Raw genomic sequence first — 13,575 nt, 5'->3', positions numbered from 1 at the left:
CCCGTGCGCCGCCACCGAGCGGCCCCGGACGGGGCCGCCGCTCATCCGGGCGGGACGAGCGACCCGGTCAGCGGCCGTCGGCGATCGCCTCGGCGCCGGCCCGGGCGAACTTCTCGTCCAGGTCACCGGAGGGCGCGCCCGCCACACCGATGCCCGCGATCGGAGCGTTGTCGTACGCCACCGGGGCGCCGCCCGCCAGGAACAGGGTGCCCGGGATGTCCTTCAGGGTGGGCGCCGACTCCAGGCGCTTGACCAGCTGCGAGGTGGGCGCGTTCCAGGAGACCGCCGTGTACGCCTTCTTCACCGCGGACTCGTACGACTGCGGGCCGGCACCGTCGCCGCGCAGGGTGACGATCGTGTTGCCGTTGCGGTCCACCACCGCGACGCTCACCCGCTGGCCCTCCTTCCGCGCGGCCTTCAGAGCCGCCTCGGCCGCGTCGGTGGCGGCGTCGACCGTCAGGTGGGTGCTGGTGGTCGTGGCCTTCCCCTTCACCGCGGCGACGGCCGCGGCCGGGGCGGCGGCCGGGGTGCCGGCGGACGCGGAGACCGCGCCGGCCACACCGGCACCGACCGCGGCCACGGCCGCCACCGAGGTGACGAGCTTGGCGCGGGTGGAGAACTTCTTGGCCTTGTGCTGCATGCGGGCAACTCCCCGGTAGTCTCGCGTCCCTCCCGCCCCGGCTGGCCCGGCCGGCGTCGCGGCCCGGCCCCCGCGGTGCGGGGGGCGCAGCGCTTCCTGCGCTGTGCCTCCAGCCTCACCCCGCCCGCACCGCGCACCCGTCGGCGTACCGGCTGGTCCCGGCGAGCAGGACGGTGGACACCGGGGTCATCCGATCGGTTGACCCCGGCGGGTGCGGCCGGGGCGACAATGTCGGTGCTCGCCCAGCTCGGCAGCCAAGTCCGTACGTCCCGAAGTCCCGGCCGGGAGGAGCAGCCCATGCCGTCCATGCCGTCCAGGAGCCGAACCTCCCCGGCCCGTCCGAAGAGCGCCGACGGTGAGGCGCGCAGGCTCGCGCTCGTCATCCATCTGGCGTTCTTCCTGCTGCTGCTCTCCGCCCTGGCCCGCTACGTGCAGCGGCACGGCGCCCAGCCCCAGGTGCCCGCCGTCCTGGCGCTGGCGGGTGTGCTGGCCCTGCTCTACGTCGTCGGCCGCCGAACGGCGGCGGGGGCGGCCGCCCCGGTGCCCAGGACGACGGCCGCGTCGGCCGGGGCGGCGGCGGCCCACCCCGGAGGGGCTCGCCCCGCGCTCCAGGGGCCGTCCGCCGCATCTTCGGCTGCTTCGGCCGCATCAGCGCCTCCGGCTGCTTCGGTGGCATCGGGTGCTTCGGTGGCATCAGTGGTACCGGCGGCTTCCGCCGGGTCCGTCCGCGGCCCCGGCCGACCGCCCGGGAGGGCCCTGCTGTGGCTGGGCGCGCTGGTCGCGGTGTGGGCCGTGCTGGTCGCCCTGGCACCCAGTTTCGCCTGGTGCGCTGTGCCGCTGTTCTACACCGCCCTGCGGATCCTCCCCGCGCGCGCCGCGTACGCGCTGGTGGCGTTCCTCACCCTCTTCGTGGTCGTCGCGCAGGTGCGGCTGGCCGACCGCGTCGACGTCGACCTGGTGGTCGCACCGCCGGCCGTCGCCCTCCTGGCCACCGCGGTCCTCACCCACATGGACCGGCAGGCGGCCAGCCAGGCCGCCCTGATCCGCGACCTGGTGCGCACCCGCCGCGAACTGGCCGCCACCGAGCGCCGCGAGGGCACCCTCGCCGAGCGCCAGCGGCTGTCCATGGAGATCCACGACACCCTCGCCCAGAGCCTGTCCAGTCAGCGGATGCTCCTCCAGGCAGCAGACCTGGTGTGGCACACCGACCCGCGGCAGGCGCAGGCCCATGTGCGCACGGCCGCCGCGATCGCCGAGAGCAGCCTCACCGAGGCCCGCCGGTTCGTGCACGACCTGGCCCCGGCCGATCTCGCCGAGGGCGGCGGCCTGGAAGCGGCGCTGCGCGGCCTCGCCTCCCGTGAGAGCACGGCGGAACGCACCGTGACCTGCCTCGTCGACGGCACCCCGGGACCGTCCGGCCTGCCGGACCGGGTGCAGTCCGCACTGCTGCGCATCGCGCAGGGCGCCCTCGCCAACGTCCGCGAGCACTCCGGCGCCACCCGGGCAGCCCTCACCCTCACCTACCTGGAGGACCAGGTCCGCCTGGACGTGGCCGACGACGGCCGCGGCCTGGACACCTCGGCCCTGCCGGAGCGGGCGTCCGGGGTACGGGGGCACGGCCTGCCCGCGATCCGCGCCCGGGTCGGCCAGCTGGGCGGCACCCTCACCGTCGAGTCGGCGCCCGGTGACGGCACCGTCGTCTCCGCCGCCGTACCCCTCCGTCCCACCCCCAGCACAGTGGAGGTCCCCGCACCGTGACCCGCCCCGAACCCGACCGATCCACCGAACTCGACCGATCCACCGGACCCGACGAATCCGCCAGCCCCGACGGCTCCACCGGCCCCGCCGGCTCCACCGGACCTGATGGATCCACCGGTCCCGACCGATCCATCTGCCTCGGCGGATCCACCGGACCCGGCGAAAGCGCCGACCCCGGCGGAACGGCCTCGCCCCGCCCCTCCACCGCGCCCCGCACGTCCGCCGGACCCGCCGAGTCCGCCGGGGCCGTACGGATCGTCCTCTGTGACGATCACGCGGTGGTCCGCGCCGGTCTGCGGGCCCTGCTGGGCAGCGCCCCGGGCATCGAGGTGGTGGGCGAGGCGGACAGCGGGGCGGAGGCCGTCGCGCTCGCCGCGAAGCTCACCCCCGACGTGGTCCTCATGGATCTGCAGCTGGGGGAGGGGATGGACGGCGTCGAGGCCACCCGCCGGATCACCGCCGCTTCCGGCGGCCGGGTGCACGTCCTGGTCCTGACCACGTACGACACGGACGCGGACATCACCCGCGCCATCGAGGCGGGGGCCACCGGCTACCTGCTCAAGGCCGAACGCCCCGACGAGCTGTTCACGGCCATCCACAGCGCCGCCGCCGGCCGCACAGCCCTGTCCGCACCCGTCGCCCACCGGGTCATGGCCCGCATGCGCAGCCCGCGCCCCGGACTCACCGACCGCGAGCGCGACATCCTCGGGCAGCTGGCCCGGGGGCTGACCAACCGGGACATCGCCAGGGCCCTCTTCCTGAGCGAGGCGACGGTCAAGACGCACCTGGGGCGCATCTACGACAAACTCGGCGTCGACACCCGCGCCGGCGCCGTGGCCGTCGCCAAGGAACAGCGGCTGCTGCCCTGAACATCGAGGGCCTTGATCGAAAGCCGTGGATGTCGACGGCCTTGAACGTCGACGGTCTTGAACGTTGACGGCCGTGAACGACGACGGCCTCACCGGCGACGGCCCTGACCGGCGGGGGCTCTGCGGGGAACTTCCGGCCTGGGCCTGCCGGACAGGGCTTCGGGCCGGCCGTCTAGCGCGTGCGGGCGAGGCCCGCCGTCCCGCGCGTCAGGGCGGCGTAGAGCACCGCGGCGACCACGAGGCCCACCGGCAGGGCGAGGTCCACGCCGCCCAGGGCGGTCGCCACCGGCCCGGTGTAGTACAGGGTGTTCACGCACAGCGAGGCCACGGCGGTGCCCGCGACGACCGCGACGGCGCCCGCCCGGTTCACGCCGCCCGTGTACCAGAAGGGGCCGCCCGGCGTCTCGTCCATCAGGGCGGGGCCGTCGTAGCGGTTGCGGCGCAGCAGGATGTCGGTGGCGTAGACGGCCATGCTGGGGCCGAGCAGCGCGACGGTGAGCTGCAGGACGTTGTTCACGGTGTCGAGGAAGTCGGACACGAGCAGCGCGTGCAGCGTCAGGGAGACCGAGACGGCGCCGTCGACGAGCACGCTGAGGGAGCGGCGGATGCGCACGCCCACGGCCTGGAGCGCGAGGCCCGCGCTGTAGGCGGTCAGGGCGTTGACGGCGATCGTGCCGAGGATCAGCGCCAGCAGGAAGACCGGGTCGAACCAGGACGGGAGGATCTTCTGCAGCGCGCTCTGCGGGTCCGTCATGTCGACCGCGGTCGCGGCGAAGGCACCCAGCGCGCACACCGCGGTGCCCGGCAGGAAGCCGCCCAGGGCCGTCCAGCCCACGATCGCCTTCGCGGAGGTGGTGCGGGGCAGGTAGCGGGAGAAGTCCGCACTGGTGGTGTACGACAGCGGACCCGAGGCCACGAGGGCGACCCCGGCGAGCACGGCGGCCCACAGGCTCCGGCCGGTCAGCGGCTGATCGGGGACGTAGGAGAAGTCGGTGTGGCCGGTCACGGCGACGGCCACACCGATGAAGGCCGCGGTGAGGACCAGGGTGATCGGGAGGTACAGCTTCATGATCAGCGCGTGGCCGTAGACACTGATGGTCAGCGTCAGCGCCGCGACGGCCACCACGATCACGATCTCGACGCCGGTGTTCACCGGCAGGCCGGCCTTGCCGACGAGGGAGAAGGCGGCCGTCGCGGCGGCGGCGAGGTTGAGCGCGAAGTAGCAGACGGAGATCAGCCAGCCGACGACGGCGTTGTTGACGCGGTTGCCGCGGATCCCGTACATCGCCCGGGTGATCACCTCGCTCGGCGTGCCCGCCGCGGGCCCCGAGACGGCCAGGACGCCGGTCAGCAGCCAGAACGCGTTGCCCACCACGATCACCGCGAGCGACTGCCACAGACTCAGGCCCGTCAGGACCAGCGCGCCGCCGACCACCAGACTGAGGTAGTTCACGTTGGCAGCGGCCCACACGGAGAACAACTCCCGTGGACGGCCCCGGCGTTCGCTGTCCGGGATGTGATCGATGCCGTGCGCCTCGACCCGGGCGGAACGTTCCGCGGACGGGGGTGGACCGGGACAGTCGTCGACGTCCGGGTTCGGGCCGGGGGTCGTGGACACCATTGTCACTCCGAGGGGCTGACGGCGGCTTGCTTATTGGTCGGTCACTCAATAACATCCGCGGTATGTCGTCAAGCGTCAGCCGTAAACGAATTCGCAAAGACCCGGCCACGCGACGTGCGGAAATCGTCGACGCCGCCGCGGCGATCGCGCTGACCGAGGGCCTGGAGTGCATCACCCTGCGCCGGATCGGTGAGGAACTCGACGTCCGTCCGGGCCTGATCAGCCACTACTTCCCGTCCGCGGACGACCTGGTGGCCGAGGCCTTCGGCAGCGCCGCGACCGGCGAACTGGACACCCTGATCCCGCCCGAGCGGCCCGAGGGCACGCCCACGGAGCACCTCGCGCGCTTCCTCGCCCGCACGGTGGGGGACGCCTACGACGCGATGAGCCGGCTGTGGATCAACGCCCGGCACCTCAGCCGCTACCGGCCGGTGCTGCGCGACCGGGTCGACGAGCAGGAGGCCGCCTGGCGCGGACGGCTCGGGGACGTCATCCGGGAGGGAGTCGCCGCGGGCGAGTTCCGCACGGACGACGTGCTGGTCGCGGTCGTGCAGATCCTGGTCGTCCTCGACGGGCTCGGGGCGCACGCCAACTCCCGTGTCTCCAGGCGCAGGCCGGCGGTGAGCGGTATGGCCGCCGCCACGGCGGAACGCGCCCTGGGCCTGCCGGCGGGCACCCTCGTCCACCCGGCCGGGAAAGCGGCGGCCCCAGCGGACACCGGGCCTGCTTCCCGTACGGAGCCGTAGCGCGAGGACGGACCTCGCGACGCCGCCGCGGCGCGATCCTGACGCCCGGCCGGCCGCCCCAGCACGCACCACCGCACCTCAGCACCGCCCCCCGCACCACCAGTTCCGAAGGAGCGACCCCGTGTCTCCCGATCTCGTCCTGCTCTCCGCCCGGCTGCTCGACCCGGGCACGGGCTCGCTCCTGCCGCACACCGCGCTGGCCGCGGGCGGCGGACGCATCACGCACCTCGGGCAGGACCGGGAGGTCCGCGCGCTGGCCGGACCGGCGACCACGGTGATCGACCTGAAGGGCGCGGTGGTCACCGCGGGCTTCACCGACGCGCACATCCACCCCGTCTCCGGCGCCGAGCGCACCATGGGCGTGGACCTCTCCGGCTGCCGCGACCTGACGGCCGTACGGGCGGCGCTCGCCGAGCGGGCCGCGACGCTCGCGCCCGGGGCCTGGCTGCACGGCTGGGGCCTGGACCCGAACGCCTTCGGCGACGCGCCCGTCGGCGCCGCCTCCCTCGGCCCGGTCCTCGACGGCGTCCCCGCCCTGATCGACCTGTTCGACGGCCACTCCGTGCTGGCCAGCGCCCGGGCGCTGGAACTGGCGGGCGTCGACGGGCCCCGGCGGTTCGAGCAGGCCGCCGAGATCGTCTGCGACGACGCGGGCCGTCCCACGGGTCTGCTGCTGGAGGACGCCGCCTGCGAACTCGTCGAGGCAGTGGCGCCCAAGCCCACGGAGGAAGAGGTGCGGGCGCGCACCGGGGAGGTGCTGCGCGAGATGGCGGCAGCCGGCCTGACCGGCGGTCACGCCATGGACGCCAACGGCGCGACCCTGGCGATCCTCGGCGCGCTGGAGGCCGAGGACGCCCTGCCGCTGCGGCTTCGGGTGGCGCCCTGGTGCCAGCCGGGCGCCGACGCGGACGCGGTGGCCGGACTCGTCCGGCTCCAGGGCACCGGCGGCACCCTGTGGCGGGTCGCCGGGGTCAAGATGTTCATGGACGGCACCATCGACAACGGCACCGCCTGGCTGGAGCGTCCCGACTGCCACGGCGAGTCCGTGCACGCCTTCTGGCCCGACCCCGACCAGTACAGCCGGGTGGTCGGCGAACTGCACCGGGCCGGGGTGCCCACGGCGACCCACGCCATCGGCGACGCGGCGGTGCGGCACGTGCTGGACTCGGTGGAGAAGGCGCAGGCCGCGGGCGGGGCGCCGGTACGCCACCGGGTGGAGCACATCGAGACCGTTCCCGACGACACGGTGGCGCGCTTCGCCCGGCTCGGGGTGGCGGCCTCGATGCAGCCCACCCACTGCTGCGAGTACACCCGCGCCGACCACACCGACAACTGGTCGAGGCGGCTCGGCGAGGAGCGTGCCTCGCGGGCCTTCCGCTGCCGGGACCTGTGGCAGGCCGGTGCACGGGTCGTCCTGGGCTCCGACTGGCCCATCGCGCCCTTCCCGCCGCTGGGCGTCATGGCGGGCGCGCGCCACCGCCGTCCCGGCGACCTCTCCCTGCCGCCGCACGGGCCCGAGCAGGCGCTGACGCCGCTCCAGGCGCTGCAGGGCATCACCCTCGCTCCGGCGTGGGTCGCGGGGGAGGAGGACCTGGCGGGCCGGCCGGCCGTCGGGCACCGGGCCGATCTCACCGTCCTCGCGGACAACCCCCTCGACGTCGCCGACGCCGACCTGGCCCGGCTCCCGGTGGTGCTCACCGTGGTGAACGGCCGCCCCACCCACCGCGCCGCCCACCTGTGAGCGCCGGCCGGTGACCGCCCGCCGGCGACCGTCCACCCGTCACCGCCCACCTGTGTCCGTCCGCGGCGCACCGGGCGGTGCGGCCGGGGGCGGCCGCCCCCGGTGCCGGTGACCGTCACGGTCCGGTGCGCGTCAGGCGTGCCCCACGTGAGCGAGTGCCTGCTTCAGCAGCACCCCCTGCCCGCCCGGCATCTCGCTCTGGACCGCCCCGGAGGCCGCCTCCTGCGGCGTGAACCACACCAGGTCCAGGGCGTCCTGCCGGGGCCGGCAGTCACCGGCGACCGGGACGATGTAGGCGAGCGACACGGCGTGCTGGCGCGGGTCGTGGTACGGCGTGACGCCCGCCGTCGGGAAGTACTCGGCCACGGTGAACGGCTGGAGCGAGGCCGGGACCCGGGGCAGCGCCACCGGCCCGAGGTCCTTCTCCAGATGGCGCAGCAACGCGTCCCGTACCCGCTCGTGGTGGAGCACCCGGCCGGAGACCAGGGTCCGGCTGACCGTCCCGTCCGGGCCGATGCGCAGCAGCAGGCCGATGCTGGTCACTTCGCCGCTGTCGTCGACGCGCACCGGCACCGCCTCGACGTACAGGATCGGCATGCGGGCGCGCGCCGACTCCAGTTCATCGGTGGTCAGCCAACCGGGCGTGATCTCGGTCATGTCAGACATTGTTTGATCATACTTTCAGTGGTTCCGGATGGGGAGTTCCGGCGAGCCCGTAGACCCGCAGGGCGTTGTCCCGCCCCGTCCAGCGGGCGATCCGCAGCGCGTCGGCGAGGCTCAGCTCGTCGGCTTCCACCCTTTCCCGCAGCAGCCCCGTCATGCCCTGCCGGAAGGCGACCGCGCCGAGGTGGTGGAACTCGGCCAGACCGCAGGCGTCGGAGCTGTACAGCAGTTTGCGGAACGGGGTGATCTCCAGGGCCTCGGCCAGGACGGCACCGGCCCGCGCGGGACCCACGTGGTGCAGGGCCAGGCCGACATCGAGGTACACCTGCTCGAAGACGGCGGCGAGGTAGGCGGCCTGCCGCTGGTAGGGCCAGCAGTGCAGCAGCATCACGGGGACCGTGCCGGCCGTCAGGTGCAGCCAGTCGGTGAGGAGCGCGGGATCGGCGCGGTGCAGACGCAGGTCGTCGTCGCCGAACCCGGTGTGCAGTTGCAGCGGCAGCCCGAGGTCGACGGCCGTCCACAGCAGGTGCCGTACGAGCACGGGATCCTCCAGCCGCCGGCCCGCACGCCCGCCGGGGCGCCCGCGGGACCCGGTCAGCCACCCGGCCGCCGCCCGCGTGACCTCCTCGTCCGTGGGGCGGGCCGGGTCCAGCAGGAATCCGGTGCGGTAGGCGGCCACCGACTTCACCGCGACCACCCCGGGCCGCCGTACGGCCTCCTGCGCGGCCGCGCGCACCGCGGCGCCGTACTCGCCCGCCTCCACCCCGCCCGCGGCCACCGCCTCGGCGACGCTCTCCAGCCGTACGACCTCGTAGGCCGCCGCCCGCGCCGGCTCCGCCAACTGGGCCGGGGTGGTCAGCCGTTCGGGCGCGTAGCCGGTGTCGACGCACAGCACGGCCGTGCCCGCGGCCTTCAGGAAACGCCGGTTGACCTCGTCGGCGCCCAGCTCCGCCCGGCGCTGGAGGTACTGCGCGGCCGGGGCGTGCCGGGGCAGGTCCAGGACCGGGGCGCAGTGGCGGCGCACGGCCACGCCGACCGGGCTGTCGAAGGCCGAGATGCCGCTGTCCGGCCACCCGGGGCCTTCGGTGAGCAGGGACTCGAAGGCCGTCCGGTCCAGACCGGCGGTGACCACGCCGTGGCAGTGGTGGTCCACGAGCGGCAGCGCACCGAGCACCTCGCCGATCCGCCCGGCACCCGCACCCGTCCTCGCGCCCGTACCTGCGACCGTCCCCGCGTCCGCGCCTGTTCCCGGGACCGTCCCCGCACCCGTGCCTGTTCCGGCGTCCGTCCCCGCGCCCGTACCGGCATCCGTGCCCGCGTCCGTCGGCCCGCCCATTCAGTACCTCCAGCGGTAGGCCGCGGCCACCTGCTCGTCGTCCAGTCCGTCGACGGCCGCGATCTCGCCCCGGCGCACGGCGGTCACCGCGTCGGCCAGGACCGGCCCGAGGGCGTCACGCAGCAGGGTGTCCCGGCGGAACGCCTCGACCGCCTCGGCCAGGGACACCGGCAGGCGCCGTACGCCCCGGGCCGCGGCGGTCGCCGCGTCGAGCCGCGCGGGATCGCCGGTGGTCTCCTCGGGCAGCGGGGCGCGGGAGGCGATGCCGTCCAGACCGGCGGCGATCAGGGCGCCCAGCGCCAGGTACGGGTTGGCCGCGAGGTCGACCGGCTTGACCTCCAGGTTCGAGGCCCGCTCGCGCACGCCGAGCGTCCCGGTGACGACGCGCAGCGCGCACTCGCGGGTCTCCCGCCCCCACGCGGTGAACACCCCGGCCCACTGGGAGGGCCGCAGCCGCAGATAGCCGGCGGGGCTCGGCGCGGTCACCGCCGTCAGCGCGGGCAGGCGGGCGAGCAGCCCGGCGGCGAAGGACTCCGCCTCGGCCGTCATGCCGTACCGGCCGGTGCCGCCGGCGTGCAGGTTGGAGCCGTCCCGCCAGGCGGACAGGTGGACGTGCCCGCCGTTGCCGACGCCCTCGGCGAGGACGGCCGGGGCGAAGGAGACCCGCAGCCCGTGCCGCTGGGCCACGGCCCGCACGGTCTGCCGCACCAGCACGCTCCGGTCGGCCGCCGCCACCGGGTCCAGGGCGCCCACCGACACCTCGAACTGCCCGGCCGCGTACTCGGGGTGGAACTGCTCGACCTCCACGTCCTGCGCCGCGAGCGCCGCCAGCAGGTCGGCGCCGTAGTCGCTCACCTCGACCTGCCGGACGGCTCCGTACGCCGGACCGGAGACGGCCGGTTCGAACGCGCCCCGCGGCGCCGTCCCCCGGCCGAGCACCCACTCGATCTCGACGGCCGCCTTGAACGTGATCCCGTGCCGCCGCCGCGCGTGCGCCGTGATCCGGCGCAGGACGGTACGGCCGCACCCCGGATGCCGTGCGCCGTCCTGCGTGATCCGGTCGACGGGCGCCCAGGCCCAGCCGGGCTGAGCGGCCAGCGCCACCAGACGGTCGAGGTCGGGGTAGAGCCGCAGGTCGCCGTCCGGGGAGCCCAGGACGTCCGTGGTGACGACCGAGTCGTCGGAGAGGAAGGTGTCGAACACCGGGGACATGCCCACGCCCCACGCCACCGCGTCGGGCAGCCGCGCGACGGGCACCGTCTTGACCCGGGTGATCCCGGCGGTGTCCACGTAGGCCAGGACGACGCCGTGCACGCCCCGCCCGGCCAGTTCACCGGCGAGCGCGCCGGCCCGCTCCACTTCGCCGGGGCGACCGCCCGGCACGGGGTCGGCGAGGGTGGTCATACGTACTCCATGGGGCTGCCTCGGGGCGTGCGGCGCAGGTGCCGCCGCGCCGCCCGGGTCAGGGCTTCACGGCCACCGCGCCGAACTGCGGCACCACGGCGGGGGCCTCGGCCCCGGGCCGCCACCGCGAGCACGGCACCAGACCCGGCTCGACCAGGTCGAGACCGTCCAGGAAGGCGGCGACCTCGGCCCGCGGACGGGCGGTGATCGGGGGAGTGGCGTTCTCGTTCCAGAACGCCATGGCACCCACGTTGCCCTCGCCGCCGAGGTCGGCGTCGACGGTGGGGTGGGTGAGGACCAGGTAGCTGCCCGACGGGACCGCCGCCATGACACGGCGGACGATGTCGCGCGCCTTGTCGGTGTCCAGGACGAAGTTCAGGATGCCGAGCATCATCACGGCGACGGGCCGGCCGAGGTCCAGCGTGGCCGCGGCCCGCTCGACGATGGCCTCCGGGTCGTGCACGTCCGCGTCGATGTAGGCGGTGGCGCCCGCGGGGGTACTGGTCAGCAGGGTGCGCGCGTGGGCGAGGACGATCGGGTCGTTGTCGACGTACACGATGCGCGCTTCGGGAGCCAGGCGCTGGGCTATCTCATGGGTGTTGTCGACGGTCGGCAGCCCGGTGCCGATGTCGAGGAACTGCCGTATGCCGCGCTCGGCGGTCAGGAAGCGCACCGCCCGCCCCAGGAACTCGCGGTCCGCGCGCGCGACCTCGCGGATCACCGGGAACATGCCGGCCACGTGTTCGCCGACCTGCTGGTCCACCTCGTAGTTGTCCTTGCCGCCGATCCAGTAGTTCCAGACCCGCGCGTTGTGCGCCACCCCGGTGTTCAGCCTCGGCGACCCGCCCGTCGGGGTGCTGCTCTCGCTCACGTCCGCACTCCTGGTTCCTGTCCGCTGGTGCATGTCCGCCGACGGCACGGCGCAGGCCGCGCAGTCCCCGCCATTGTGCCGCGCGAAGATCACCCTGTCCCGGGAATCGACGCACCCGCCCGCCCGGGGCCGCGGCCGTCGCGGCCCGGCGGCACTCCGGCCGGCCGCCGGCGGCGTTTGCCCGGCGGCGGGGGGACGTGTTTGTCTCGGTGGTCGGCGGGGGGAGCCGTTCCGGCTGTTCCCGCCGCTCCGCCACCCGTCCGGCGCACCCGCGCCCCCACAGGAACCGGGACATGTCCACCACTCCCTCGCCCCTGCTCACCGTCCCCGGCAGCCGCCCCGGGGACCCCGCCGGACCGGCGGGCATACGGCTGATCGTCACCGACATGGACGGCACGCTCCTCGACGACGCCAAACGGATGCCCGCGGGCCTGTGGCCGGTCCTGGCCGAGCTGCGCCGCCGCGGTGTGCTGTTCAGCCCGGCGAGCGGACGCCAGTACGCCACGCTGGCCGAGCAGTTCGCCGGTGCGGACGAGGGCATGGTCTTCATCGCCGAGAACGGCACGTACGTCGTCCGGGACGGCGAGGAACTCAGCTCGGACCCGCTGGCGCCCGCCGTGGCCGCCCGGCTCGTGTCGGCCGTGCGGGAGCTGGCCGCCAGGGGCGCGGACGTGGGCGCCGTGATCTGCGGCAAGCGGTCCGCCTACGTGGAGCGGTCCGACGAGGCGTTCCTCGCGGAGGTCCGCAAGTACTACGTACGGCACGAGGTCGTGGCGGACGCCGCCGCCGTCGACGACGACGTCATCAAGGTGGCCGTCTTCGACTTCGGAGCGGCCGAGCGCACCACCGCCCCGGCCCTGGCACCGTTCGCCGCCACCCACCAGGTCGTCGTCTCCGGCGAGCACTGGGTCGACGTCATGAACCGCACCGCCGACAAGGGCGCGGCGGTGCGCCGTCTCCAGCGGGACCTGGGCATCACGCCCGCGCAGACCCTGGTGTTCGGTGACTACCTCAACGACCTGGAGATGCTGGACGCCGCCGACTGGTCCTTCGCCATGGCCAACGCCCACCCCGACGTGATCCGCCGGGCCCGCCACCTGGCGCCCTCCAACAACGACAACGGCGTCCTGCGGACCATCAGCCGCCTCCTCGGCCTGCCGTTGCCGCGCGGCTGAGGCGCCTGTCCGGGGCCGGTGCGGCCGCAGGGCGTGCCCGGCCTGGTCAGCCGGCTGAGCCGGCCGCCTTTTTGTCGAGCGCCGCGCGTATGAGTGCCGCCGCGAGGACCTCCGGGGCCGTGCCGCCCGCGAGGGCGGTCAGCCGGCCCGGGTCGGGCGGCAGACCGAGGCGTTCGGCGCCGGACAGCGCCTTGGCGTCCAGGAAGGGGGCGACCTCGGGCCACACCCCCTGGACCTCCCGCAGGAAGATGTCCGCGCCGGCCGGACCGAGCCCCGGTACCTCCTGCAGCAGTCCGCGCAGCGCCGCCACCTCGCCGTCGGCCTCCGCGCGCAGGCGGCGCAGGTCACCGCCCCAGCGTCCGGTGACCAGCTCGGCGCCTTCGCCGAGCTGGGTGGCGGTGCGTTCGTCGTAGCGCCGGTAGCCGCCGCGGCCCAGCGCGTCCACCCGCGCCCGCCGGCCCGCGGCGGCCATGCGGCGCGGGTCGCGCAGTCCGGCGCCGGACAGCTCCCGGGCCGCCGCGACGGCGACCGACCCGCGGATGCGGGCGCTGAGCAGCACGGCGAGCACCAGCAGCCGGTAGAGCGGCTGCGGGGTGTCCCTCAGGGTGATGCCGGCCTCCTGCGCGAAGGTCTCGCCGTGCCGCCCGACCAGCTCCCGCAGCACCGCCCCCGCGCGCCGGTCGTCCTTCTCGTCCTTCTCCCCGGCGCCGGGCGCGCGGACGGCGCGCGTGGTGTCACTCATCGTGGCCCC

General features: G+C 75.1%; 12 protein-coding genes. 5 read left to right on the top strand and 7 right to left on the bottom strand.

Annotated features, from left to right (window positions below; genetic code table 11):
* Positions 1-67: 67 nt before the first annotated feature.
* Positions 68-640, bottom strand: coding sequence for a GlcG/HbpS family heme-binding protein (locus AC6I72_RS04305; protein ID WP_497999533.1), 573 nt, complete (start codon positions 638-640; stop codon positions 68-70).
* A 297-nt stretch (positions 641-937) separates the two neighbouring features.
* On the opposite strand from AC6I72_RS04305, the gene AC6I72_RS04300 reads away from it, so the two are divergent.
* Both AC6I72_RS04300 and AC6I72_RS04295 read left to right on the top strand, forming a co-directional pair.
* Positions 938-2,398, top strand: coding sequence for a sensor histidine kinase (locus tag AC6I72_RS04300; protein WP_497999532.1), 1,461 nt, complete (start codon positions 938-940; stop codon positions 2,396-2,398).
* Between the two features lie 254 nt (positions 2,399-2,652).
* Positions 2,653-3,267, top strand: a complete 615-nt coding sequence (locus tag AC6I72_RS04295; RefSeq protein ID WP_498004586.1) for a response regulator — start codon at positions 2,653-2,655, stop codon at positions 3,265-3,267.
* 172 nt (positions 3,268-3,439) lie between these two features.
* On the opposite strand, the gene AC6I72_RS04290 is transcribed toward AC6I72_RS04295, so the two are convergent.
* Positions 3,440-4,888, bottom strand: coding sequence for a purine-cytosine permease family protein (locus AC6I72_RS04290; RefSeq protein ID WP_497999531.1), 1,449 nt, complete (start codon positions 4,886-4,888; stop codon positions 3,440-3,442).
* 62 nt (positions 4,889-4,950) lie between these two features.
* Between AC6I72_RS04290 and AC6I72_RS04285 the strand changes: the two genes are divergently transcribed.
* Both AC6I72_RS04285 and AC6I72_RS04280 read left to right on the top strand, forming a co-directional pair.
* Positions 4,951-5,634, top strand: coding sequence for a TetR/AcrR family transcriptional regulator (locus AC6I72_RS04285; RefSeq protein WP_497999530.1), 684 nt, complete (start codon positions 4,951-4,953; stop codon positions 5,632-5,634).
* A 121-nt stretch (positions 5,635-5,755) separates the two neighbouring features.
* The gene (locus AC6I72_RS04280; RefSeq protein WP_497999529.1) at positions 5,756-7,375 is read left to right on the top strand and encodes an amidohydrolase; all 1,620 of its coding nucleotides are present in this window, start codon (positions 5,756-5,758) and stop codon (positions 7,373-7,375) included.
* A 132-nt stretch (positions 7,376-7,507) separates the two neighbouring features.
* On the opposite strand, the gene AC6I72_RS04275 is transcribed toward AC6I72_RS04280, so the two are convergent.
* Genes AC6I72_RS04275 through AC6I72_RS04260 form a run of 4 tightly spaced genes read right to left on the bottom strand, consistent with a single transcriptional unit; the run spans position 7,508 to position 11,649 of the window.
* Entirely contained in the window at positions 7,508-8,032 is a 525-nt protein-coding gene (locus AC6I72_RS04275) for an NUDIX hydrolase family protein (protein WP_498004585.1), read from the bottom strand.
* Between the two features lie 16 nt (positions 8,033-8,048).
* Complete coding sequence (locus AC6I72_RS04270) at positions 8,049-9,374, bottom strand: amidohydrolase family protein (RefSeq protein WP_497999528.1); 1,326 nt, start codon at positions 9,372-9,374, stop codon at positions 8,049-8,051.
* Positions 9,375-10,778, bottom strand: a complete 1,404-nt coding sequence (locus tag AC6I72_RS04265) for a type I glutamate--ammonia ligase (RefSeq protein ID WP_497999527.1) — start codon at positions 10,776-10,778, stop codon at positions 9,375-9,377.
* A gap of 58 nt (positions 10,779-10,836) precedes the next feature.
* Complete coding sequence (locus AC6I72_RS04260; protein ID WP_497999526.1) at positions 10,837-11,649, bottom strand: SAM-dependent methyltransferase; 813 nt, start codon at positions 11,647-11,649, stop codon at positions 10,837-10,839.
* Positions 11,650-11,942: 293 nt separating this feature from the next.
* Here AC6I72_RS04260 and AC6I72_RS04255 point away from each other — a divergent pair, with 293 nt between their 5' ends.
* Positions 11,943-12,824: a Cof-type HAD-IIB family hydrolase gene (locus tag AC6I72_RS04255; RefSeq protein ID WP_497999525.1), complete on the top strand. Its 882-nt coding sequence runs from the start codon at positions 11,943-11,945 to the stop codon at positions 12,822-12,824.
* Between the two features lie 46 nt (positions 12,825-12,870).
* On the opposite strand, the gene AC6I72_RS04250 is transcribed toward AC6I72_RS04255, so the two are convergent.
* Positions 12,871-13,566: an endonuclease gene (locus AC6I72_RS04250; protein ID WP_497999524.1), complete on the bottom strand. Its 696-nt coding sequence runs from the start codon at positions 13,564-13,566 to the stop codon at positions 12,871-12,873.
* Positions 13,567-13,575: the final 9 nt, after the last annotated feature.

This window comes from Streptomyces sp. Xyl84, assembly GCF_059731885.1.
The sequence above is the reverse complement of the archived record's forward strand: the minus strand, read 5'-3'. Positions and strand labels throughout refer to the sequence as shown.

Bases quoted from the DNA above. Each gene is read 5' to 3' on its own strand.
- AC6I72_RS04305 (WP_497999533.1), bottom strand. From the start codon at position 640: ATGCAGCACAAGGCCAAGAAGTTCTCCACCCGCGCCAAGCTCGTCACC.
- AC6I72_RS04300 (WP_497999532.1), top strand. From the start codon at position 938: ATGCCGTCCATGCCGTCCAGGAGCCGAACCTCCCCGGCCCGTCCGAAG.
- AC6I72_RS04290 (WP_497999531.1), bottom strand. From the start codon at position 4,888: ATGGTGTCCACGACCCCCGGCCCGAACCCGGACGTCGACGACTGTCCC.
- AC6I72_RS04285 (WP_497999530.1), top strand. From the start codon at position 4,951: ATGTCGTCAAGCGTCAGCCGTAAACGAATTCGCAAAGACCCGGCCACG.
- AC6I72_RS04275 (WP_498004585.1), bottom strand. From the start codon at position 8,032: ATGACCGAGATCACGCCCGGTTGGCTGACCACCGATGAACTGGAGTCG.
- AC6I72_RS04270 (WP_497999528.1), bottom strand. From the start codon at position 9,374: ATGGGCGGGCCGACGGACGCGGGCACGGATGCCGGTACGGGCGCGGGG.
- AC6I72_RS04265 (WP_497999527.1), bottom strand. From the start codon at position 10,778: ATGACCACCCTCGCCGACCCCGTGCCGGGCGGTCGCCCCGGCGAAGTG.
- AC6I72_RS04255 (WP_497999525.1), top strand. From the start codon at position 11,943: ATGTCCACCACTCCCTCGCCCCTGCTCACCGTCCCCGGCAGCCGCCCC.
- AC6I72_RS04250 (WP_497999524.1), bottom strand. From the start codon at position 13,566: ATGAGTGACACCACGCGCGCCGTCCGCGCGCCCGGCGCCGGGGAGAAG.